Genomic DNA, 22,309 nt, shown 5'->3' on the forward strand with positions numbered 1-22,309 from the left:
AAACGTGTCTTTCCCCTTCGGAAGTCCGGCGTTCCAAACCCCAGCCGGTGCTCCCTCTTTTTTTACACGTTGAATCGGAACAGAACGACATCGCCGTCCTGCATGACGTACTCCTTGCCCTCCGAGCGTACCAGGCCCTTTTCACGCGCCGCTGCCAGCGAGCCGCATGCCATCAGGTCATCGTACGATACGACCTCAGCACGAATGAAGCCGCGCTCAAAGTCGGTATGAATCTTACCGGCTGCCTGCGGTGCCTTGGTGCCCTTGGTGATCGTCCATGCGCGAACCTCCTGCTCGCCTGCGGTCAGATAGCTCATCAGACCCAGCAGATCGTAGCAGACACGGATCAGACGATCCAGACCGGACTCGGTCAGGCCCAGATCGGACAGGAACATTTCCTTTTCTTCGGGCTCGAGGCTGGTGATGTCCTCTTCGAGCTTGGCACAGATGGGCAGTACCATTGCGCCTTCCTCGTCTGCAATCTTCTGTACGGCTGCCAGACGGGCGTTCTCAGTCTGGTCGCCGGTGAAGCCGCCCTCGTCCATGTTGGCCGCATAGATGACCTTCTTTGCGGTCAGCAGGTCGGACTCGGCCATAACGCGCTGTACGTCCTCGTCATCTGCAAGGCCGGGGAAGGTGCGGGCGGTCTTGCCCTCTTCCAGATGCGCCTTGAGCTTTTCCAGAATGTCAACATCGACCAGCAGCTTCTTATCTGCCTTGGCAGACTTGCGCACACGCTCCAGGCGGCGGTCGATGTGCTCCATATCGGACAGGATCAGCTCGAGGTTAATGGTCTCGATATCACGCGCCGGATCAACCGAACCGTCTACGTGCACAATGTTGTCGTTGTCAAAGCAGCGTACGACATGGACAATCGCGTCTACCTCACGGATGTGAGACAGGAACTTATTGCCCAGACCCTCGCCCTTGGATGCGCCGCGCACCAGACCGGCAATGTCCACGAACTCAACGACCGCCGGGGTGGTCTTCTTGGCGTGGTACAGATCGGTCAGCGGCTGGAGACGGTAGTCGGGCACGGCAACCATGCCCACGTTGGGGTCGATGGTGCAGAACGGATAGTTCGCGCTCTCCGCGCCTGCGTTGGTGATGGCGTTGAACAGGGTCGATTTGCCGACGTTCGGCAGGCCCACGATGCCTAACTTCATAAATATCTTCCTCCGAAAACGGTTTTTTCTCTAAATGAGATTATAACAGGCTGGACGGCAAAATGCAACGCCGTTCGCCCCAGTATATCCGGTTTTTAACCGCCGAATGCTGCACTGATCTGCGGCGAAAGCATGGTATAACCGGTTTTGACGATCATCAGACCGAGCACGACGAAGATCAGGCCGCGCACGACCTTACCGCCGCCCTTGAGTGCCATATTAGCACCCACCTGATAACCGCAGATGGCGCAGATCAGCGCCGGGATGCCCACGGCGAAGAGCACCTGTCCGTGAATGAGGTAGACGACGAGCGCGGCAATGTTGGACGCGAAGTTTACCACCTTGGCGCTGCCCGACGAGGACAGGAGTGGGATGCCGAGTACCGCGGTAAAGGCCAGAATCAGGAAGGTTCCGGTGCCCGGGCCGACCAGTCCGTCGTATCCGCCGATGAGCAGACCAATGAGGAAGGACTGTACTGCGATCTTTCCGCTGAACGGTGCAAGTTCTGTCTGATTGTCCGCACCCAAATCCCGACGAAAGACCATAAACACAGCAACGCACGGCAGGATAATGAGCATCATCTTGTTGAGCAGATCGTCCGAAATGAACATCTGAATCTGGGTGCCGATGGGCGAGCCGATCAGTGCACCGATTGCCGCAATCAGGCTGATTTTCAGATGCACCTGACCGGACTTTAAAAATCGGAGCAGCGAAGACAGCGTGCCGAAGCTGGCTGCAAATTTATTGGTCGCTGCCGCGACATGCGGCGGCAGTACCATCATATAGGCGGGCAGGGTGATAAGTCCGCCGCCGCCCGCGACCGAGTCCACAATCGCGCCCAGAAAGACCAGCGGCAGTGCCACCAGCCAGATATGGGCATATTGTGCGATAAATTCTATCATATTCTATCTTTTCCCCTACTTTGTTTTGATTACAGCAGACGCGCACAGGTCGGTGTCCATCCCTGTGCGGTCAAATTCCCTTTCAGTTCCCACAGCATCTGTTCGGGCAGGTCTTCCCGTCCGCGGATGAGCTGTCCGTCGCTTGCGACATAGTGTACTGCCTGTGCACTCAGGGTCACGATCAGCGCACCGGTCTCCCGCTCGTATGCGCTCACCACTGCTTCGTGCACGGTTGGACGCTCAAAGCGTTCGCGCTGTCCCTTTTGGGTCTGCTTTGCAATTTCGTCGGCAAGCTGCGCGCTGAGTGCCTTGGCCTCGCCCGTGAGCTTCGTCTCATCCCGGCTGTTGATCGCCTGCATCCAAGCCGTCAGCACGGCGCAGGCCTGTGCAGCAATGGCCGCCGTGTCTGCGTCCAGTTCAACCGCTGGCGGCAGCGTTTTGTGTGTGCATGAAGCCTCGATTTCCTCGGGTGTCGGTTCGGGCGGTGCGGCAAAGACCGTGCGGGCGCAGCCGCGCACCACCTGACGCACAACCAGTGCAATCACCAGAATCGTGACCACGCCTGCGGCAAGCAATGTGGTTTCCATGCGCCTTTCCCCTTTCCTTGACTTGGAAAAAAACGCGCGGCACTTACGCCGCGCGTTTGCTCAAAATCCGATTATCCGCGGTACAGCTGCTTGCGGATGGGCAGGACTTCCCAGCCCATGCCTTCCATCACTGCTGCAACTTCCTTGGTCGCCTCACCGCTCCAGCCGTAGGAACCGTAAGCCAGACCAACACGGTTCTTGGGCTTGAGACCCTTGAGGTAGGTCAGGAATGCTGCAACCGTGGGCATCATGGTGTTGTTGAGGGTGGACGCACCGATGCAGATGGTCTTGGCCTCGACGATATCACCCATAACAGCCGAATAGTGCTCATCGGCCAAGCAGTGTACATGTACCTGCTTGCCCTCTGCCTCGAACTCGGCGCAGATCTTACGGGTCATCTCAGCGGTCGAACCCCACATGGAGTCGTAAACCATAACCACCTTGTTCGGGTCGGTCTCGTTCTTCGCCCACTTTGCATAGCTCTCAACCATCTTGCCGATGTAAGTACGCAGCATGACGCCGTGCGACGGGCAAACCAGCTCGATGTCCAGCGCGGACGCTGCCTTGAGCAGATTGGTAACCTGCATACCGAAGGGCAGAACGATGTTGCCGTAGTAGTCCACAGCGCGCTCCATCAGGCGCTCCTCGCCCAGCTCGTCGTCATAGTTGACCGGCGGGCAGATGTGCTGACCGAATGCATCGTTCGAGAACAGAATCTTCTCCTCTGCCAGGTAGGTCAGCATGGAGTCCGGCCAGTGTACCATCGGCGCCGGGATGAAGTGGAAGGTGTAAGAGCCGGTGTTCAGGGTCTCGCCCATCTTCACGACATGGCAGGCGCCTTCCCAACCGTAGTATGCCTTGAGGCCCTTCTGTGCACCGGCGGTGCAGTAAACCTCAAGATTCGGGCAGCGCTCCAGGAGTGCCGGGAAGGAGCCCGAATGATCGGGCTCGATATGGTTCTGGATCAGAATATCCAGCGACTCTACCGGACAAATCTCCTCGATATTACGGAAGAACTCCTCGGTGAACGCAGCCTTTACATTGTCCACCAGGATCTTCTTATCGCCGTCCAGAATCAGATAGCAGTTATAGGTCGCGCCAAACGGGGTTGCATAACCGTGGAAAATACGCACCTCCGGGTCACGCGCACCTACCGCGTAAATATTGTCACGGATCTTAATCGCAGACATGTTTTTCGCTCCTTCTTTATTCTATCTTATCTGACAGACAGCTTAGCACAAAGTTCTCACTCTGTCTGTTGGATTTCTAACAAAAGTCAAGAACTTTTCTTATTCTTCGTTCTTACCACAGCACTTCTTGTACTTCAGACCGCTGCCGCACGGGCAGGGATCGTTGCGGCCAACCTTAGCCTCTGCGCGGTGCGGAGTCGGCTTGACTTCGCTGCCGTCATCTGCACCCTGTGCGCTGGTCTCGTGTGCAACCTGCTCACGCTTGGGTTCTTCCTGACGGCGAATCTGTGCCAGGAAGATCATGCGGACGGTATCCTCACGGATGGCATCGATCATTGCGTCGAACATATCGAAGCCCTCGCGCTTGTACTCGATAACCGGGTCATGCTGGCCGTAAGCACGCAGGCCGATACCGTTACGCAGTTCGGTCATCGCGTCGATGTGCTCCATCCACTTGGAGTCTACATTGCGCAGCAGAATGACGCGCTCGAGCTCACGCATGATGGGAGAACCGACGTTTTCTTCCTTCTCCTTGTATGCCTTGTGTGCCAGGTCCTTGAGCTCGTTGACCAGACCCTCTGCATGCAGATCGTCCAGCTCTTCGTCGGTGTAGGTGAAGTCCTCGGGACCGATGAAGATGCCCTGGAAGCGGTGACGCAGGGTGTCGATCATCTCCTGGGTGATGACCTGATGCTCACCAACGGCTGCATGGACAGCGTTCTCGATGGTGGTATCGATCATGGACAGGATATTGCCGCTGACATCCTCACCCGACAGTACCTTCAGGCGCTGCGAGTAGATGGTTTCACGCTGGGTGTTCATAACGTCGTCGTACTCGAGGACGTGCTTACGGATGGAGAAGTTACGACCCTCGATCTTCTTCTGTGCGTTCTCAATCGCACCGGACAGGATCTTCTGGTCGATGGGCTCGTCGTCTGCGATGCCCAGATTTTCCATCATCTTCTGGATACGCTCGGAACCGAACAGACGCATCAGGTCGTCTTCCATCGAGATATAGAACGAAGACTCACCCGGGTCGCCCTGACGGCCGGCACGGCCGCGCAGCTGGTTGTCGATACGGCGGGACTCGTGGCGCTCGGTGCCCAGGATATACAGACCGCCGGCAGCGCGAACGATCTCTGCATCCTTCTTGACCTGTACGCCGTACTCTTCCAGCAGCTCATTGTAACGAGCACGTGCTGCCAGGATCTCCTCGTCATCGGTATCCGCGTAGCCGGTTGCCTCGACGAGCAGCTCCTCAGAGTAGCCTTCCTTCTTCATGGTTGCGACAGCCATCTGCTCATCGTTGCCGCCCAGCTTGATATCGGTACCACGGCCAGCCATGTTGGTTGCGATGGTAACCGCATAGGGCTTACCTGCCTGTGCAACGATCTCTGCCTCCTGCTCGTGATACTTCGCGTTCAGGACGGTGTGCTTGATGCCGCGCTTCTTGAGCATGGACGAGAGCATCTCGGACTTCTCGATGGAAACCGTACCAACCAGAATCGGCTGACCCTTGGCATGGCACTCCTCAATGCGGCGAATGGTCGCCAGCATCTTGCCGCGCTCGTTCTTGTAAACCGCATCCGGGTTGTCCTTACGGATAACCGGACGGTTGGTCGGAACTTCGATAACATCCAGCTTGTAGATGGAACGGAACTCCTCTTCCTCGGTCAGTGCAGTACCGGTCATACCGGACAGCTTGCCGTACAGACGGAAGAAGTTCTGGAAGGTGATGGTCGCGAGGGTCTTGGACTCGTTCTGAACCTTTACGCCTTCCTTTGCCTCGATGGCCTGATGCAGACCCTCGTTATAGCGGCGGCCAAACATCAGACGGCCGGTGAACTCGTCGACGATGATGATCTGACCGTCGCGAACAACGTAGTCGACATCGCGCTGCATGACACCACGTGCCTTGATGGCCTGGTTGATGTGGTGCATGAGGGTGGTGTTCTCGGGATCGGACAGGTTGTCGATGTGGAAGTACTGCTCTGCGCGCTGCTGGCCCTTCGGGGTCAGGGTTGCGGTGCGTGCCTTCTCATCGATGATGTAGTCTGCATCGATATCGTCCTGCTCTTCCTTTGCGTCGACTTCCTTGACGCGCAGAGCGGACAGGGTCTGTGCGAAGCGGTCAGCCAGCTGGTACATCGCGGTCGACTCCTCGCCCTGACCGGAAATAATCAGCGGGGTACGCGCCTCATCGATCAGAATGGAGTCCACCTCATCGACGATGGCGAATGCATGGCCGCGCTGTACGCGCTGGTTCATATAAATGGCCATGTTGTCGCGCAGGTAGTCGAAACCAAACTCGTTGTTGGTACCGTAGGTGATGTCAGCCTCGTACATCGCCTTACGATCCTGCGGTGCAACCGCATGGATGACCAGACCGGTCGACAGACCGAGGTAACGGTATACCTTGCCCATCCACTCGGAGTCACGCTTTGCCAGATAGTCGTTGACCGTGACGATGTGTACGCCCTTGCCGGTCAGCGCGTTGAGGTATGCCGGGAGAGTCGCCATCAGGGTCTTACCTTCACCGGTCTTCATCTCCGCGATACGGCCCTGGTGCAGCACGATGCCGCCGATGACCTGTACGCGGTAGTGCCGCATGCCCAGTACGCGGTCGGATGCCTCGCGCATGGTTGCGAATGCTTCGGGCAGCAGCTTGTCCAGGTCTTCGCCGTTCTGATAGCGCTCCTTGAACTCCGCGGTCTTGCCGCGCAGCTGCTCGTCTGTCAGCTTACGGTACTCGTCCTCGAGCGCCATGACCTTGTCCGCGATCGGATAGATCTTCTTCAGCTCATGGCTCGAGTGGGTACCGAAAATCTTTTCAAGTAATCCTGCCATATAATAAAGCCTTCCTTTATTCCACGCCGCGATCGAAACCGCAGCGTAATAGTTGTTCCATTAGAATACGCCATTTTGTATTATACCACAGATATTCCCGAACTGAAAAGGTGCAAACGTCCAATTTTATGCCATTCCAGAAAAAAGAATGTGGTATAACAACCTAAACGAGGTTATTATACCACAGCGGCAGGCAAACGTCCAAGATTTAACATGGGTCTTTGTGCCGCTGGTGGTATAATCGTAAAATAAAAGTATAATAGCCGTTTTACGGCTATTATACCACATCAAAACCCAGATTAAAAAGAACTTTTTGTAAATTTGGCGCTAATTTTCATCCCATTCAGCGCACGATGAGATATCCGGTGTAAGCGATATAAATCATGACCATGGTGATGCCGGCTGCGCGGGGCAGCGTGCCGCGGCGGGCGATAAACCAGAAGACCAGAGATACGACCGTGAGCAGGGCTGCGTCAAAGACTGCGGTCGGTGCAACGGTGATCGGGTTGAGGAGCGCCGAGATACCCAGAATGCCCAGAATGTTAAACAGGTTGGAGCCGATGACGTTGCCCATTGCGATTTCGTTTTCACCGCGGCGTGCTGCAACGATCGAGGTGACCAGCTCGGGCAGAGACGTACCGATTGCCACGATGGTCAGACCGATCAGACTCTCACTCCAGCCGAATGCACGCGCCAGTTCGGTTGCACCGTTGACCGACAGCTGACCGCCGATGACGATGCACGCGATACCGCCCACGATGCCTACGGCAAGCAGCCAACCCGGACGGTGTTCCTCTGCATTGTTCTCGGTCGGTACACTCGTTCCGCGAATCTGCCATACCAGCATGCCTGCAAACAAAACAAGCAGGATAATCGACTCAAAACGGGTGATATTGTTGCCGAACATCAGCATAACCGTCAAAATAATGGCTGCAAGCGCCGAGCACGGCCAGTCACGCCGCAGCAGTGTGCGGTCTGCAGCCAGCGGACACAAAATCGCGCTTACACCTGCAACGACCAGCAGGTTGAAGATGTTCGATCCGACGACGTTGCCGACGGCAATTTCGTTTGCGCCGTCCAGCGCTGCGGTCACACTGACTGCAAGTTCGGGGGCTGACGTGCCGAAGGCCACGATGGTCAGGCCGATGATAAGCGGCGACACGCCCAGACGGCGTGCCAGACCGGACGCGCCCGAGACGAACCAGTCTGCACCCTTGACGAGCAGAGCGAAACCAGCGACGAGACAGATGACGGCTAAGATTGGTGACATAAATTACGACTCCTTTCCGGCGTGTGCAACAAAAAAAGACTTTCATTGCACACCAAAAACACATGCAATAAAAGTCTTGCTGCTTACGGGACGATACGGATCGCGCTGTGCGATCGTACTGACGACATCGTTCCACGCCATGCGTGAGCTACTCCCTTTTATGTAATGTTTATAATAAACCCTTTGAAAGACCTTGTCAAGTGTATGCAGAAAAATTCTTTACAGCGCGCCCTCCGGTATATTATAATAACAGATAAGTGAAAAGATATTATATCGTAAAGGAGCACGAAAGATGCTGCAATTTGAAGAATACAAGGTAAAACTGCACAACCTTGAACCGGCGATCGAGGAACTGCGCGGCAACCTGGGTCTCGAGCAGGCGGCGCGTGAGGTAGACGAGCTGGAAATGAAGTCGGCGCAGCCCGGTTTCTGGGATGACCCGGAGGCTTCGCAGAAGGTCGTCTCCCGTATGGGTTCGCTCAAGGAAAAGATCGAGACCTTCAACCGCATGTACGCACAGTGGGAAGACCTCATCACTCTGTGTGAGCTGGCCATCGAGTCTGAAGACGAGTCCATGCTCGAGGAGCTTGAGACCGGTTTTGCCGAGCTCGAGGAGAGCATCAGCCGTCAGAAGCTGCAGACCCTGCTGACCGGCGAGTACGACAAGAACAACGCACTGGTATCCTTCCACGCAGGTGCAGGCGGCACCGAGGCGCAGGACTGGTGCTCCATGCTCTATCGTATGTACACCCGCTGGGCAGAGCGTCACGGCTTTACCTACAAGATCATGGACTATCAGGACGGTGAAGAAGCCGGCCTCAAGTCCGCCGATATCCTCATCGAGGGCGAGAACGCTTACGGCTACCTCAAGGGTGAGTCCGGTGTTCATCGTCTGGTTCGTATCTCCCCGTTCGACTCCTCCGGCCGCCGTCACACTTCGTTCTCAGCTGTCGAGGTCATCCCGGAGATCGCAGACGACTCGCAGGACGTCGAGATCAACCCCGCCGACATCGAAATGCAGGTATTCCGTTCGTCCGGTGCAGGCGGTCAGCACATCAACAAGACCTCGTCTGCGGTTCGACTCATTCATAAGCCGACCGGCATCGTTGTTGCCTGCCAGACCGAGCGTTCGCAGTTCCAGAACAAGGACAACTGTATGAAGATGCTGCGTTCCAAGCTGGTCGAGATCAAGGAGCGCGAGCACCTGGACAAGATTTCGGACATCAAGGGCGACCAGAAGAAGATCGAATGGGGCAGCCAGATTCGTTCCTACGTCTTCATGCCCTACACCCTCGCCAAGGACACCCGTACCGCGTTTGAGTCCTCCAACATCAACGCAGTGATGGACGGCGACATCGACGGCTTCATCAACGCTTACCTGACCGCTGCCGCAACCGGCAACTGGGCAAGCAAGGTATAATCTGTATATTCTGCATCCCTCTGTGCACACTAGCGCACGGAGGGATTTTTTATGTCCAAAAAATACCGATTCCTATGTACCGGTGCGCTGGCCGGTCTGGCCAATGGCCTGTTCGGCGCAGGCGGCGGTCTGTTTCTCGTTCCCCTGCTCACCCGCTGGTGCGGACTGCCCGAGCGCAGCTCCTTTGCGACCTCAGTTGCCGTCATCTTCCCCCTGTCCATCCTGTCGGTCATCGTCTATTATCTAAACGGCGCGCTCCCTGTCACCGACGCACTTCCCTATCTGGTCGGCGGTGCGGCGGGTGGTCTGATTGCCGGCCGAATTTTCAAAAATGTCCGCATGGTCTGGCTGCGCCGCGCCTTCGGTGCACTCATCCTGTACGGCGGCATTCGTGCGGTGCTGCTGTTATGACAAACATCCTGTTTGCCGTCTTGGTCGGCCTTGCGACCGGTATTCTGTCCGGCTTTGGCATCGGCGGCGGCTCTTTACTCATGCTATGGCTGACCTGTGTGATGGGTGTCAGCCAGCGCGATGCGGCGGGCATGAATCTGCTGTACTTTTTAGCCTGCGCGCCGCCCGCGCTCATCAGCCACTGGAAAAACCGACTGATCGACAAAAAAGCCGCTCTGTTTTGTATTCTATCCGGCATTCCTCTGTCGATTCTGGGCTGCGTTCTGGCTGCACAGCTCGACCTGTCCCTGATTCGCCGCGGGTTCGGTGTTCTGCTCCTATGGATCGGTGTACGTGAGCTGTTCACCAAGAGCGACAAGGCAACCAAAGAGCGCAAAAAAAGATCCTGAAACCGTTGGTTTCAGGATCTCTGTATTTCTGATCACTCCAGAATTGCACCCTTATCTGCCGAGGAGACCATACGCGAATAGCGGTACAGCCAGCCGGACTTGATGTTGGGCTCTCTGGGAATCCACTTAGCACGGCGTGCAGCCAGCTCCTCATCGGAAACAGCCAGATGAACACGGCTGTTCGGAATATCGATCTCAACCGTATCGCCTTCCTGGATGAGTGCGATGTTGCCGCCAGCAGCAGCCTCGGGCGAAACGTGGCCGATGGATGCGCCACGCGATGCACCAGAGAAACGACCGTCGGTGATGAGTGCGACATCCTTGTCCAGCTTCATGCCAGCCAGTGCCGAGGTCGGGTTGAGCATCTCACGCATACCCGGGCCGCCCTTGGGGCCTTCGTAGCGGATGATGACAACGTCACCCTTGTTAATCTCGCCTGCATAGATGGATGCGATGGCATCGTCCTCGGAATCGAATACGCGAGCCGGGCCGGAATGCACCATCATCTCAGGCGCAACTGCCGAACGCTTGACAACGCAGCCATTTTCTGCGATGTTGCCCCACAGAACGGCGATACCACCGGTCTCGGAGTACGGATGATCGATCGGACGGATGACCTCAGGATTTTTATTGGTCACGCCTTCCAGATTCTCGCCAACCGTCTTGCCGGTCGCAGTGAGCAGCGACAGGTCGAGCAGATCGCGACGAGTCAGCTCGTGCATGACAGCCGGGATACCGCCTGCCATGTACAGCTCTTCGATGTGGTGCGGGCCTGCCGGTGCCAGATGGCACAGGTTGGGCACCTTGGACGACAGCTCGTTGAGCAGTTCCAGATTGACGTCAACGCCAGCCTCGTGTGCGATTGCCAGCAGGTGCAGAACGGTATTGGTCGAGCAGCCGAGCGCCATCTCACAGGTCAGCGCGTTGCGGAATGCCTTCGGGGTCAGGATATCACGGGGCTTAATGTCCTTTTCAAGCAGCTCCATGATCTTCATACCGGCATGCTTTGCCAGATGGATACGTGCTGCATGGACAGCCGGAATGGTGCCGTTGCCCGGCAGTGCCATACCGATGGCCTCGGACAGGCAGTTCATCGAGTTTGCAGTGTACATACCCGAGCAGGAACCGCAGCCCGGGCACGAGCCGCACTCGCACTCCATGAGCTGTTCCTCAGTAACCAGACCGGCCTTGTATGCGCCGACGGTCTCGAAGGTCTTGGACAGCGAGATCTCCTCACCGCCGAAGTGACCAGCCAGCATAGGACCGCCCGATACCAGGATGGACGGGATATTCAGGCGAGCCGCTGCCATGAGCATGCCGGGTACGATCTTGTCGCAGTTGGGGATGAGCACCAGTGCGTCCATCTGGTGTGCCTGTGCCAGCGTCTCAACCGAGTCCGCGATCAGTTCACGGGACGGCAGCGAGTACTTCATGCCGATGTGACCCATTGCGATGCCGTCGCATACGCCGATCGCCGGAACGACAACCGGCGTGCCGCCTGCCATGGATACGCCAGCCTTGACCGCATCTGCAATCTTATCAAGGTTAATATGGCCGGGGATGATCTCGGAGTAAGCCGAGACAACGCCGATGATCGGGCGGTTCATCTCCTCATCGGTCATACCGCAGGCACGCAGCAGCGAGCGGTTGGGCATACGCGCAGCGCCCGCGGTGATATTATCACTTCTCTTAGACAAAGGGATTCCCTCCTTTAAGTTTATACGGAAAAGGGGGACGGGCGGCACAGCCGTCCGTCCCCCGGTGCATGATCTATGAAAATTACTTCTTCATCCAGCTCATCATGCCGCGCAGCTTCTTGCCGGTCTCCTCGAGCAGGGTCTCGGACTCGAGCTGACGGGTTGCCAGGAACTTTGCACGGCCACCGGCCTTGTTCTCCTGGATCCACTCGGAAGCGAAGGTACCGTCCTGGATCTCGCGCAGGATCTTCTTCATCTCCTTGCGGGTCTCCTCGGTGATGATGCGCTTACCGGTGCGGTAATCGCCGTACTCAGCGGTATCGGAGATCGAGTAACGCATCTTAGCGAAGCCGCCCTCATTTACCAGGTCGATGATCAGCTTCATCTCATGGATGCACTCGAAGTAAGCGTTCTCCGGCGCGTAACCAGCCTCAACCAGAGTCTCAAAGCCAGCCTTCATCAGCTCGCATACGCCGCCGCACAGAACAGCCTGCTCACCGAACAGGTCGGTCTCGGTCTCAGTGCGGAAGGTAGACTCCAGGATGCCGGCACGGCCGCCGCCGATTGCTGCCGCATAAGCCAGAGCGATATCCATTGCCTTGCCGGTTGCGTCCTGATGTACACATACCAGATCCGGAATACCCTTACCCTCAACGTAGGTACGGCGTACGGTGTGACCCGGAGCCTTGGGTGCGATCATGATAACGTCAACGTCTGCCGGCGGGATGATCTGCTTGAAGTGGATGTTGAAGCCATGTGCAAATGCCAGTGCGTTGCCCGGCTTGAGGTTGGGCTCTACAACTTCCTTGTAGATGTCAGCCTGCTTCTCGTCGGGAACCAGCATCATAATGATATCGCCCTCAGCAGCTGCCTCTGCGGGGGTCTTAACGGTCAGACCAGCAGCCTCAGCCTTAGCGATGTGCTTGGAGCCCGGACGCAGACCAACAACGACCTTAACGCCAGAGTCGTGCAGGTTCATTGCATGTGCATGACCCTGAGAACCGAAGCCCAGGATGGCAACGGTCTTGCCGTCGAGTACGGACAGATTGCAGTCTGCATCATAATACATCTTTACCATGGTTGTTTCCTCCTAAAGTCCATTTATAGGTGAATAAATTGATTGCGTTATCGGATCATCGCGGTGACGCCCGAACGGCACATCTCGATGACATCAAAATTGGAAATGACGTCCAGAAAGGCGTCAATGCGGCTGGGCACTTCGGTCAGCTCGACGATCATCGCGTTGCCGACTGCCTCCACGACATTTGCGTTATAGACCTCAGCCACTTCGCGAATGGCATCACGGCTCAGGCCGTCCGGCGTGGACAGCTTGACGAAGACCAGCTCCTTACAGTAGCTGTCTTCTTCCCAGAGCTGCTCGACCCAGAGTACCTCATAGAGCTTGGACACCTGCTTCATGACCTGCTCGAGGATCTTCTCGTCGCCTGCGACGATGATCGACATACGCGAGATCGACGGGTCGGTCGTCGCGGATACAGTCAGCGAATCGATGTTGAAGGCACGGCGGCCAAACAGGCTGGCGACACGCGCCAGAACGCCCGCATGGTTCTTTACCAGAACCGAAACGATATATTTCTGCATGTTCTCGCCTCCTTAGTCCGCCACGATATTGCGAATGTCATCGCCTGCCGCGATCATGGGCAGGACGCGCTCGTCACGGTCGATGACACAGTCGATGATGGTCGGGCCGTTGTGCGCGAGCGCCTTGGTCAGTGCCTCATGCAGCTCTGCCGGTGTCGTGCATCGGAAGCCCTGTGCACCAAACGCCTCGGCCAGCTTGACGTAATCGGTCTTGCGTTCGAGCGTGGTTGACGAGTAGCGCTTCTCGTAGAACATGGTCTGCCACTGGCGTACCATGCCGAGTACCTGATTGTTCATAATGACCGTGACAACGGGCAGATTATAGGTAACCGTTGTGCACAGCTCGTTGAGGTTCATGTGGAAGGAGCCGTCACCGGTGATGTGGATGACCGGCTTATCCGGGCAAGCGATCTTTGCACCGATTGCCGCGCCATAGCCAAAGCCCATGGTACCCAGACCACCAGACGAGATGAACTGGCGGGAGTGACGGCGGCCGCAGTACTGCGCTGCCCACATCTGATGCTGACCAACGTCGGTTGCGATGATGAGATCGTCGCCGCCCAGCTCTGCACACATCTTAACGATCTGGTGCGGATGCAGGCAATCGTCGGCATCCTTGGGCTTGTAGTCCAGATTCTTGACCCAGTCGGCAATCTGTGCGCGCCATGCGTCGTGCTTGGTCTCCTTGACATAGGGCAGAACGCCCGACAGGAAGGTACGTGCATCGGTGACCAGATAGTCGTCTGCCGGCATGTTCTTGTTAATCTCGGCTGCATCGATGTCGATGTGGATGATGCGTGCATCGGGTGCAAAGCGGTTGGTGTTGGTTGCAACGCGATCGGAGAAACGTGCGCCGATGGACAGCAGCAGGTCTGCGCGGTCAACTGCCCAGCCAGCCGATACCTTACCGTGCATACCAATCATGCCCAGATAAAGCGGATCGTCTGCCGGTACACAGCCCATGCTCATCATGGTGCCGGTTGCCGGGATGTCTGCCTTGTGCATCAGGGCGACCAGCTCCTCGCATGCGTGCGAGGCTACGATACCGCCGCCGTAGTAGATGACCGGGCACTGTGCCGCGTTGATCTCTTCTGCGATGCGCTTGAAATCTTCCTCGGACACGTCGTAGGTCTCCTCGATGTCCTGCACCGGCTTGTTCTCAAACTCGCACATAGCCGCCGTGACATCCTTGGGGATATCGATCAGGACCGGTCCGGGACGACCGCTCTGTGCGATGCGGAAGGCTTCACGCACGGTGTCTGCCAGATCTTCGACGTGGTTTACCACGAAGTTATGCTTTGTGATGGGCATGGTAATGCCGGCAATATAAACTTCCTGGAAGGAGTCCTTGCCGATGAGCGGTACGCCGACGTTGCCGGTGATCGCGACCATGGGCACAGAATCCATGTAAGCAGTTGCAATGCCGGTGACCAGATTGGTTGCGCCCGGGCCCGAAGTTGCCAGGACGACACCGGTCTTGCCCGTTGCGCGGGCGTACCCATCGGCCGCATGCGACGCGCCCTGTTCGTGCGCGGTCAGCACATGGCGAATGCGGTCACTATATTGGTAGAGCGCGTCGTAAATATTCAGGACAGCGCCTCCCGGATAGCCGAAAATCGTGTCAACACCCTGTTCGATCAGGGTCTCGCACAAAATCTGTGATCCATTCAGTCTCATTTGCCGTCTTACCTTTCTTTTGGATATAAAAACAGGGTCTTTGCCTCTTTTGCAAGAGACAAAGACCCAAAACTTGGCTCTCTGCGGTACCACTCTGCTTGCCGTCCAAAGTGGGACGACCCCTCGTTGTATACGGCAAGGTGCGCCGTATACAGAGCCGGTTAACGGTGGCCTGCCGTCTCAAATTACTACCCGAAATTGGGATTCACCGGAGCCGCTCGCGGGCGAGTGTTCGCGCACCTTCCCTCTGCCGCCTTGCACCGACCGGCGGCTCTCTGAAAGAGATCGGGGGTTACTGTCCCGTTCATTGCGTTTGTCTGTTTGTGTTCCGTTGTACCCATTATAGAATTCTTTCACACTTTTGTCAACGAAAATCTTCCGACAATATGCATAATTTTCTGATACACCGGACACAATAAATCGGAAAATGCAGACAAAAAAAAGGAGGCATTCCCTGCCATGACTGTTTCTCTCGTGCGCACACTTATCCTTTACGTCGCGGTCATCTGCGCCATGCGGCTGATGGGAAAACGGCAGATCGGAGAGCTGGAGCCGTCCGATTTGGTGATCACGATTTTGATATCCGAACTCGCTGCCATTCCCATGCAGGATCTGGGCGTCCCCTTAACCGCCGGACTGGTGCCCATTGTCACCCTAATTTCCATTGAAATCATCGTCTCCTTTCTGTGCCTCAAAAGCCGTCGTCTGCGCCGTCTGGTCAACGGCCGTGCAGCCGTGCTCATCTATAACGGCAAGGTGGACGAGCGCAAGCTGCACGATCTGCGCATCACCACCGACGAGATCGTGGAAGCGCTGCGGCAGAACAATATCCAGACGGTTGCCGACGTCAAGTACGGCATTTTAGAGCCCAATGGTCAGCTGTCCTACGTGCTCAAACCGTCCGCCCAGCCGGTCACCGCAGAGCTGCTCGGCCTGTCTCCCAGCGAAACCGGTGCACCCTTTCTGGTCATCACCGACGGCAAACCGGTGCTCGGCAATCTGCGCCGCCTGAACGTCAGCCTGTCCGAACTGGAACACCGGGTCAAAAAATCAGGTGCCAAGCGCATGGAAGATATCTTCCTGATGACTTTGGATGACTGCGGAAACCAATACATTCAGCGCAAGGAGGGCCTATGAAACGTCTGATTGCTGCATGCACGCTGCTTCTTTTGCTCAGCGTGAGCTGTTTTGCCGAATACCAAGCGGTCGCCCGTACCACCGATGCACTGGCCGACGCAGTCGATGGTCAGACCGATCCCGCAGTGCTGAGCGAATGCTTTGACGCATGGGCCGATCACAAACCGCTGCTCGCCTCACTCATCCGGCACAACGAGATCGACCAGATTGAAAACCTTTACCGCCGCGCCATTCAGGCGGCAAACAACAGAGACCTCAATGAGACCCGTTTGCAGGTTGCAGAACTGACCGGCATGCTGCGCCATCTGCCCGAACTCGAGTACCCTTCCCTGCACAACGTCTTTTAACGATTTTGGAAGAATGGTACAATTTTCTCTTGCATATTTTGTTGCATCCGCCGTTTCCTTTTGATTCCGAATGTGGTATACTCTTTTTAAAGGATATTCATTCTCATTTATTATATAGGAGGTGCATCCATGGATCGCGCAATTCTCGATCAATTCGATTACGGTCTCTATCTGGCTTCAGCCGCTGCTGACGGCAAGTTTTATGGCTGTATTGTCAACTCTTTGTCACAAATCACCTCGTCTACCCCGGAAAAGTTCTCTCTTTCCCTGAGTCAGTCCAGCGCAACCAAGAAGGCCATCGACAAGGCCGGTGTGCTCTCCATCACGCTGGTCGGCGCTTCCTGCCCGGACAATATTCTCAACGAATTCGGTTACAAATCCGGTCGTGCAATCGATAAGTTTTCTAAATTCGATACGCTGACCGATGCACAGGGTTCCCCCTACCTCAAGGAAGGCATGGTGGCACGGATTTCCTTCCGCGTCCTTGACCAGCTGGATGCCGGCTCTCACACGCTGTACATGCTGGAAGTCATCGACGCCGAAGCGTTCTCGACCGATCCTGTTATGACTGTACGTGCATGGAATGCACGCGGCAACGAAGCACCGCTGGCCGCTCCGGTCTTCCGCACGCTGGACAAGAAGATCGGTTGGAAGTGCACGGTTTGCGGCTACATCTACCCCAAGGAAGAGCTGCCCGCAGACTACCACTGCCCGATTTGCCGTGCTCCGGCAAGCAAGTTCGAAAAACTTTGATCTGCTCAGCGCATCGCGCTTCCTCCCTCTCGCGATGCGCTGAATTTTCCTTCCTCCTGAAAGCACCGCTGTTCCATTGCAGCGGTGTTTTTTCATATCCGTCTGTAACAAGAAAAAGCACCCGGAAAACCGGGTGCTTTTCATTACTTCTGTGCAATGTGGATGCGGTTGATCGCCTTTTTGAGCTTGATCTGTGCCACATCCATCTCCTTGGCACTGGCCTGCGTGTGCAGGCTGGCCTCGGCTTGCCTGCGTGCCTCCTCGGCGCGGTTCAGATCGATCTCATCCGCCCACTCGCAAGTGCGCGCGATGATGGTCATCTGATTGTCACCGACCTCCAGAAAGCCATGTGCAACCGCCGCGAGGCGCGGCTTGCCATCCTGATAGATGGTCAGACCGCCGATGCCCAGCGGTGCCAGGTACGGGGTATGGTTTGGCAGGATGCCGACGTCGCCGGTGGCCGTGCGCACGATGCAGCGATCGACCTCGCCCTCAAAAAAGGACTTCTCGGCGGTCAAAACCCGCAGATGAAAGGTAGCCATAACTTATGCTCCCTTCCTTGCCTTCTCCACTGCCTCCTCGATGGTACCGACGAACAGGAATGCCGACTCGGGCAGATCGTCGTGTTTGCCCTCCAGGATCTCCTTGAAGCCGCGGATGGTCTCCTTGACCGGTACATACTTACCGGCCATACCGGTAAACTGCTCCGCAACATGGAACGGCTGGGACAGGAAATTCTGAATCTTACGTGCACGAGCAACCGTCATCTTATCCTCATCAGACAGCTCGTCCATACCCAGAATTGCGATGATGTCCTGCAATTCCTTGTAGCGCTGGAGGATGGACTGTACGGCGCGTGCAACCTCATAGTGCTCCTTGCCTACGATGTCAGCCGTCAGGATACGCGAGGTGGAATCCAGCGGGTCAACCGCAGGATAGATACCGAGCGACGCGATCTGACGGGACAGAACGGTCTTCGCATCCAGATGGGCGAACGTGGTCGCCGGAGCCGGGTCGGTCAGGTCGTCGGCGGGCACGTATACGGCCTGAACCGAGGTGATCGAGCCCTTCTTGGTCGAGGTGATACGCTCCTGAAGCGCACCCATCTCGGTTGCCAGGGTCGGCTGATAACCTACCGCAGACGGCATACGACCCAGCAGTGCCGATACCTCAGAACCCGCCTGGGTGAAACGGAAAATGTTGTCGATAAACAGCAGTACGTCCTGACCTTCCACGTCGCGGAAGTACTCCGCCATGGTCAGACCGGACAGACCAACGCGCATACGTGCTCCGGGCGGCTCGTTCATCTGACCGTAAACCAGAACGGTCTTGTCGATAACGCCGGACTCCTGCATCTCGTTGTACAGGTCGTTACCCTCACGGGTACGCTCGCCAACACCGGTGAATACCGAAATACCGCCGTGCTGCTTGGCGATGTTGTTGATGAGCTCCATGATGATGACCGTCTTGCCGACGCCTGCGCCGCCGAACAGACCGATCTTACCGCCCTTTGCGTAGGGCGCGATCAGGTCGACGACCTTGATACCGGTCTCCAGAATCTCGGTCTGCGGCTGCTGATCCTCGTAAGCCGGAGCCGGACGATGGATCGGCCAGCGCTCGCTGGTGTCAACCGCGGGCTTGTTGTCAACCGGCTCGCCGAGCAGGTTGAAGATACGGCCCAGGTTCTCACGACCAACCGGTACGGAGATGGGCGCGCCGGTATCGACAGCGTCCATACCGCGCACCAGGCCGTCAGTGGACTGCATTGCGATGCAGCGGACGGTGTCCTGGCCGATGTGCTGCGCGACCTCTACGGTCACGACATGGCCGTCGGGCGCAGTGATCGTGATTGCGTTCAGCAGTTTAGGCAGGGCGTCCGCGGGAAATTTGATATCCAGTACCGGTCCAATGATCTGGACCAGGGTACCAATATTCTGCTCACTCATTGGCAAAACTCCCTAATTTCTGTGACTTTATTTAGCTGCCCACGGCGCCGGAACCCGCGACAATCTCGGTGATCTCCTGCGTGATCGCCGCCTGACGGGCACGGTTGTAGGACAGGTTGAGATCTTCGATCATCTCGTTTGCGTTATCCGATGCCGACTCCATCGCCATACGGCGAGCCGACTGCTCGGACGCATAAGACTCGACGACCGCGCCGTACAGCGTGCCGCAGAGGTACTCGGGAATGATCGCGTTCAGTACCACCTCGGGCGAGGGGTCGCACTCGGCCATTGCGCGCTTTTCGCTCTTGCTTCCCTCTTCGGGAGCAACGGGCAGCAGGCGCACCATGCGCGGCTCCTGCGTCATGGGAGATACGAACGCCGTGTAGCACAGGCAGATCTCGTCGATCTCTCCCGCACGATAGCGTGCGAGCAGATCCTCGGTAATCGGGTGGGTATCTGCGATGGTCATGTGCTCGGCAACGCCCGGGTAATCGGCCAGCACGGTGTAATCGCGCTTGCCGAAATACTCCTGTGCCTTCTTGCCGATGGTGATGACCACCGCATCCTTGCCCTCCATCTCAGCGGCTGCCAGCTTGAGCACGCCGGAGTTATAGCCGCCTGCGAGGCCGCGGTCGCCCGCGATAACAAGGAACAGACTCTTTTTCACCGTCCGTCCGCCGGTGTATGCACTCGACAGACGATTCTCACGCAGAATGCGTGCGACGGTCTCCTGGAGCGCGTAGAAATACGGTCTAGCCTGCTCTACGCGTTCCTTGGCACGGCGCAGCTTGCTCGACGCGACCAGCTCCATCGCCTTGGTGATCTGCATGGTCGATTCGACGCTTCGGATACGCCGCTTGATATCTTTCATGTTGCCGGAAGCCATTTAAGAACGCCTCCTTTATCAGTGCTCGCTGAGGAACTTCGTCTTAAACGCCTCGATGGCCTTCGGGAGGGTGTCCTTGACGCCGTCGATGGTCTTGGTCTCCCGGATGGAATCCAGAATATCGCCGTGGTTGCCGTCCATATACGCGAACAGTTCGCGCTCGAACTCGGCAATCAGCTCAACCGGTACATCGATGAGGTACTTGTTAACAACGGCAAAGATGATAACAACCTGCTTCTCAACCGGTACCGGGCTGTTCTGCGGCTGCTTGAGCACTTCGACGATGCGTTCGCCCTGTGCCAGACGCGCCTTGGTGTCGGCGTCCAGATCGGAACCGAACTGCGAGAACGCCTGCAGCTCACGGTACTGCGAATACGCCAGCTTCAGCGTACCGGATACCTTCTTCATCGCCTTGATCTGTGCGTTACCACCAACACGGGATACCGAGATACCGGGGTTAACCGCCGGACGGACGCCCATGTTGAACAGCTCGGTCTCGAGGAAGATCTGACCATCGGTGATCGAGATGACGTTGGTCGGGATATAAGCCGAAACGTCGCCCGCCTGGGTCTCGATGATGGGCAGAGCGGTCAGAGAACCGCCATCCTTGAGGTTTGCTGCGCGCTCGAGCAGACGAGAGTGCAGATAGAATACATCGCCGGGGTATGCCTCACGTCCGGGCGGACGATGGAGCAGCAGCGAGAGTGCACGATAAGCGACTGCATGCTTGGACAGATCGTCGTAAATGACCAGAACGTCACGACCCTTGTGCATGAAGTATTCACCGATCGAGCAGCCCGCATAGGGTGCGATATACTGGAGCGGCGCGGACTCGGACGCGGTTGCAGCGACGATGATGGTATAATCCATCGCGCCGTTTGCGGCCAGGGTCTCTGCGACCTGTGCAACGGTCGAACGCTTCTGTCCGATCGCAACATAGATACAGATAACGCCGGTTCCCTTCTGGTTAATGATGGTGTCCAGGCCAATCGCGGTCTTACCGGTCTGGCGGTCACCGATGATCAGCTCGCGCTGTCCGCGGCCGATCGGGATCATGGAGTCGATTGCCTTGATACCGGTCTGAAGCGGTACGTTAACCGGCGTACGCTCGATGATGCCGGGAGCGGGGCACTCAATCGGACGGTGTTCTTCCGCCGAGATCGGGCCCTTGCCGTCGATGGGCGCGCCCAGTGCGTCTACGACGCGGCCGAGCATGCTCTCGCCAACCGGTACGTCAACGATACGACCGGTACGCTTGACGGTATCGCCCTCACGGATATCCTGGTCAGAGCCGAGCAGTACGGCACCGACAAGGTCTTCCTCCAGGTTCTGCGCCATACCGTATACGCCGCCCTCGAACTCCAGCATCTCGCCTGCCATACAGTCTTCCAGACCGTGGATATGGCAGATACCGTCACCAACCGATACGACCGTACCGACGTTCTGCAGCTTGATCTGCGACTGGTAGCTGGTAATCTGCTGTTTGATTATTGTACTGATTTCATCAGGGCGTAAATCCATGAAGTCACCTTCTTCCTTACGCAATTATTTGACCCAGACGTGTGGTCAGCTCGTTCAGGCGGTTTTTGATCGTGTCGTCGATCTGCTTGTTCTCGACGCGCACGAGCACACCACCCAGAACGCTCGGATCGACCTGATTTTTCAGGACGATCTGCTTTCCGGTCACGCCGGCCATCTTATTTTTGAGTTTTTCCATCTGTGCCTCATCGAGCGGAATCGCCGTGACAGCGGTCACCGCACAAATGCCGGCTTCCAGATAGTAGAGATCCCGATAGGCTTCTGCCATCTCGTGGATCAGCCCAATGCGGCGCTTCTCGGTCAGAAGCAGCAGGAAATTGAGCAGATACGGATGCACACGGCCTTCAAACACCGCACGAACGGTCTTCTGCTTGTCCGGCAGGCCGATCGACGGCGTGGTCAGCACCTTGAGATAATCGGGATAGGTTTCAAAGAGATCGGAGACCGTTTGCAGGGCCTCATACATCTCGGGGGCGATATTCTCCGCCTTCGCCACCTCATAGAGGGACAGCGCATAGCGCTCACTGACAACCGTTGCCACGC

The 22,309-nt window shown here is 56.8% G+C and carries 21 protein-coding genes and 1 other annotated feature; of the genes, 6 read left to right on the forward strand and 15 right to left on the reverse strand.

Going from position 1 to position 22,309, the window contains the following annotated elements; translation table 11 throughout:
• Positions 1-62: 62 nt before the first annotated feature.
• The 6 genes from ychF to B5D52_RS07255 form a co-directional block, all read right to left on the reverse strand.
• On the reverse strand, positions 63-1,166 hold the full coding sequence (gene ychF, locus B5D52_RS07230; protein ID WP_016148072.1) for a redox-regulated ATPase YchF: 1,104 nt from the start codon (positions 1,164-1,166) through the stop codon (positions 63-65).
• A 95-nt stretch (positions 1,167-1,261) separates the two neighbouring features.
• The gene (locus tag B5D52_RS07235) at positions 1,262-2,068 is read right to left on the reverse strand and encodes a sulfite exporter TauE/SafE family protein (protein WP_016148073.1); all 807 of its coding nucleotides are present in this window, start codon (positions 2,066-2,068) and stop codon (positions 1,262-1,264) included.
• A gap of 29 nt (positions 2,069-2,097) precedes the next feature.
• A complete protein-coding gene (locus B5D52_RS07240; RefSeq protein ID WP_016148074.1) occupies positions 2,098-2,655 on the reverse strand; it encodes a hypothetical protein in 558 nt (185 codons plus the stop codon).
• Between the two features lie 71 nt (positions 2,656-2,726).
• Complete coding sequence (locus tag B5D52_RS07245) at positions 2,727-3,845, reverse strand: FprA family A-type flavoprotein (protein ID WP_016148075.1); 1,119 nt, start codon at positions 3,843-3,845, stop codon at positions 2,727-2,729.
• Between the two features lie 99 nt (positions 3,846-3,944).
• Positions 3,945-6,692: a preprotein translocase subunit SecA gene (secA, locus tag B5D52_RS07250; RefSeq protein WP_016148076.1), complete on the reverse strand. Its 2,748-nt coding sequence runs from the start codon at positions 6,690-6,692 to the stop codon at positions 3,945-3,947.
• Between the two features lie 343 nt (positions 6,693-7,035).
• Positions 7,036-7,962 carry a calcium/sodium antiporter gene (locus B5D52_RS07255; RefSeq protein WP_016148077.1) on the reverse strand — a complete coding sequence of 309 codons (927 nt, stop codon included), beginning with the start codon at positions 7,960-7,962 and terminating at the stop codon, positions 7,036-7,038.
• Positions 7,963-8,254: 292 nt separating this feature from the next.
• Between B5D52_RS07255 and prfB the strand changes: the two genes are divergently transcribed.
• From prfB to B5D52_RS07270, 3 genes are read left to right on the forward strand one after another with little or no spacing between them, the layout of a single operon-like run.
• Entirely contained in the window at positions 8,255-9,382 is a 1,128-nt protein-coding gene (gene prfB / locus B5D52_RS07260) for a peptide chain release factor 2 (RefSeq protein ID WP_016148079.1), read from the forward strand.
• A gap of 51 nt (positions 9,383-9,433) precedes the next feature.
• Positions 9,434-9,793: a TSUP family transporter gene (locus B5D52_RS07265; protein WP_016148080.1), complete on the forward strand. Its 360-nt coding sequence runs from the start codon at positions 9,434-9,436 to the stop codon at positions 9,791-9,793.
• Positions 9,790-10,182 (forward strand): sulfite exporter TauE/SafE family protein, encoded by a 393-nt coding sequence (locus tag B5D52_RS07270; protein WP_016148081.1) that lies wholly within the window; start codon positions 9,790-9,792, stop codon positions 10,180-10,182. Before B5D52_RS07265 ends, B5D52_RS07270 begins: the two co-directional genes overlap by 4 nt.
• Before the next feature lie 32 nt (positions 10,183-10,214).
• Here the strand turns inward: B5D52_RS07270 and ilvD are convergent, their stop codons facing one another.
• From ilvD to ilvB, 4 genes are all read right to left on the reverse strand, one after another.
• On the reverse strand, positions 10,215-11,879 hold the full coding sequence (ilvD, locus tag B5D52_RS07275) for a dihydroxy-acid dehydratase (protein WP_016148082.1): 1,665 nt from the start codon (positions 11,877-11,879) through the stop codon (positions 10,215-10,217).
• Between the two features lie 82 nt (positions 11,880-11,961).
• Complete coding sequence (gene ilvC, locus B5D52_RS07280; protein WP_016148083.1) at positions 11,962-12,957, reverse strand: ketol-acid reductoisomerase; 996 nt, start codon at positions 12,955-12,957, stop codon at positions 11,962-11,964.
• 47 nt (positions 12,958-13,004) lie between these two features.
• Positions 13,005-13,481, reverse strand: coding sequence for an acetolactate synthase small subunit (gene ilvN, locus B5D52_RS07285; RefSeq protein ID WP_016148084.1), 477 nt, complete (start codon positions 13,479-13,481; stop codon positions 13,005-13,007).
• A 12-nt stretch (positions 13,482-13,493) separates the two neighbouring features.
• A complete protein-coding gene (gene ilvB, locus B5D52_RS07290; protein WP_016148085.1) occupies positions 13,494-15,158 on the reverse strand; it encodes a biosynthetic-type acetolactate synthase large subunit in 1,665 nt (554 codons plus the stop codon).
• A gap of 51 nt (positions 15,159-15,209) precedes the next feature.
• Positions 15,210-15,475 (reverse strand) — a binding site (T-box leader).
• 142 nt (positions 15,476-15,617) lie between these two features.
• Between ilvB and B5D52_RS07295 the strand changes: the two genes are divergently transcribed.
• The 3 genes from B5D52_RS07295 to B5D52_RS07305 all read left to right on the forward strand — a co-directional run bounded on the left by B5D52_RS07295 (position 15,618) and on the right by B5D52_RS07305 (position 17,395).
• The gene (locus tag B5D52_RS07295; protein ID WP_016148086.1) at positions 15,618-16,295 is read left to right on the forward strand and encodes a DUF421 domain-containing protein; all 678 of its coding nucleotides are present in this window, start codon (positions 15,618-15,620) and stop codon (positions 16,293-16,295) included.
• Positions 16,292-16,642, forward strand: coding sequence for a DUF4363 family protein (locus tag B5D52_RS07300; protein WP_016148087.1), 351 nt, complete (start codon positions 16,292-16,294; stop codon positions 16,640-16,642). The genes B5D52_RS07295 and B5D52_RS07300 overlap by 4 nt, the downstream gene beginning before the upstream one ends.
• Before the next feature lie 129 nt (positions 16,643-16,771).
• Entirely contained in the window at positions 16,772-17,395 is a 624-nt protein-coding gene (locus B5D52_RS07305) for a flavin reductase (protein WP_016148088.1), read from the forward strand.
• Between the two features lie 143 nt (positions 17,396-17,538).
• Here the strand turns inward: B5D52_RS07305 and atpC are convergent, their stop codons facing one another.
• Genes atpC through atpH form a run of 5 tightly spaced genes read right to left on the reverse strand, consistent with a single transcriptional unit; the run spans position 17,539 to position 22,307 of the window.
• Positions 17,539-17,937 carry an ATP synthase F1 subunit epsilon gene (gene atpC / locus B5D52_RS07310; RefSeq protein ID WP_016148089.1) on the reverse strand — a complete coding sequence of 133 codons (399 nt, stop codon included), beginning with the start codon at positions 17,935-17,937 and terminating at the stop codon, positions 17,539-17,541.
• A gap of 3 nt (positions 17,938-17,940) precedes the next feature.
• Positions 17,941-19,341, reverse strand: a complete 1,401-nt coding sequence (atpD, locus tag B5D52_RS07315; protein ID WP_016148090.1) for a F0F1 ATP synthase subunit beta — start codon at positions 19,339-19,341, stop codon at positions 17,941-17,943.
• A gap of 31 nt (positions 19,342-19,372) precedes the next feature.
• Positions 19,373-20,227, reverse strand: a complete 855-nt coding sequence (atpG, locus tag B5D52_RS07320) for an ATP synthase F1 subunit gamma (RefSeq protein WP_016148091.1) — start codon at positions 20,225-20,227, stop codon at positions 19,373-19,375.
• 18 nt (positions 20,228-20,245) lie between these two features.
• A complete protein-coding gene (atpA, locus tag B5D52_RS07325; RefSeq protein ID WP_016148092.1) occupies positions 20,246-21,748 on the reverse strand; it encodes a F0F1 ATP synthase subunit alpha in 1,503 nt (500 codons plus the stop codon).
• A gap of 16 nt (positions 21,749-21,764) precedes the next feature.
• A complete protein-coding gene (gene atpH, locus B5D52_RS07330) occupies positions 21,765-22,307 on the reverse strand; it encodes an ATP synthase F1 subunit delta (RefSeq protein ID WP_016148093.1) in 543 nt (180 codons plus the stop codon).
• Positions 22,308-22,309 lie beyond the last annotated feature (2 nt).

Origin of the sequence: Butyricicoccus pullicaecorum DSM 23266, from assembly GCF_900167005.1 — a bacterium.
GTDB lineage: Bacteria > Bacillota > Clostridia > Oscillospirales > Butyricicoccaceae > Butyricicoccus > Butyricicoccus pullicaecorum.

Bases quoted from the DNA above. Each gene is read 5' to 3' on its own strand.
- ychF (WP_016148072.1), bottom strand. From the start codon at position 1,166: ATGAAGTTAGGCATCGTGGGCCTGCCGAACGTCGGCAAATCGACCCTG.
- B5D52_RS07235 (WP_016148073.1), bottom strand. From the start codon at position 2,068: ATGATAGAATTTATCGCACAATATGCCCATATCTGGCTGGTGGCACTG.
- B5D52_RS07240 (WP_016148074.1), bottom strand. From the start codon at position 2,655: ATGGAAACCACATTGCTTGCCGCAGGCGTGGTCACGATTCTGGTGATT.
- B5D52_RS07245 (WP_016148075.1), bottom strand. From the start codon at position 3,845: ATGTCTGCGATTAAGATCCGTGACAATATTTACGCGGTAGGTGCGCGT.
- secA (WP_016148076.1), bottom strand. From the start codon at position 6,692: ATGGCAGGATTACTTGAAAAGATTTTCGGTACCCACTCGAGCCATGAG.
- B5D52_RS07255 (WP_016148077.1), bottom strand. From the start codon at position 7,962: ATGTCACCAATCTTAGCCGTCATCTGTCTCGTCGCTGGTTTCGCTCTG.
- prfB (WP_016148079.1), top strand. From the start codon at position 8,255: ATGCTGCAATTTGAAGAATACAAGGTAAAACTGCACAACCTTGAACCG.
- B5D52_RS07265 (WP_016148080.1), top strand. From the start codon at position 9,434: ATGTCCAAAAAATACCGATTCCTATGTACCGGTGCGCTGGCCGGTCTG.
- B5D52_RS07270 (WP_016148081.1), top strand. From the start codon at position 9,790: ATGACAAACATCCTGTTTGCCGTCTTGGTCGGCCTTGCGACCGGTATT.
- ilvC (WP_016148083.1), bottom strand. From the start codon at position 12,957: ATGGTAAAGATGTATTATGATGCAGACTGCAATCTGTCCGTACTCGAC.
- ilvN (WP_016148084.1), bottom strand. From the start codon at position 13,481: ATGCAGAAATATATCGTTTCGGTTCTGGTAAAGAACCATGCGGGCGTT.
- ilvB (WP_016148085.1), bottom strand. From the start codon at position 15,158: ATGAGACTGAATGGATCACAGATTTTGTGCGAGACCCTGATCGAACAG.
- B5D52_RS07295 (WP_016148086.1), top strand. From the start codon at position 15,618: ATGACTGTTTCTCTCGTGCGCACACTTATCCTTTACGTCGCGGTCATC.
- B5D52_RS07300 (WP_016148087.1), top strand. From the start codon at position 16,292: ATGAAACGTCTGATTGCTGCATGCACGCTGCTTCTTTTGCTCAGCGTG.
- B5D52_RS07305 (WP_016148088.1), top strand. From the start codon at position 16,772: ATGGATCGCGCAATTCTCGATCAATTCGATTACGGTCTCTATCTGGCT.
- atpC (WP_016148089.1), bottom strand. From the start codon at position 17,937: ATGGCTACCTTTCATCTGCGGGTTTTGACCGCCGAGAAGTCCTTTTTT.
- atpD (WP_016148090.1), bottom strand. From the start codon at position 19,341: ATGAGTGAGCAGAATATTGGTACCCTGGTCCAGATCATTGGACCGGTA.
- atpG (WP_016148091.1), bottom strand. From the start codon at position 20,227: ATGGCTTCCGGCAACATGAAAGATATCAAGCGGCGTATCCGAAGCGTC.
- atpA (WP_016148092.1), bottom strand. From the start codon at position 21,748: ATGGATTTACGCCCTGATGAAATCAGTACAATAATCAAACAGCAGATT.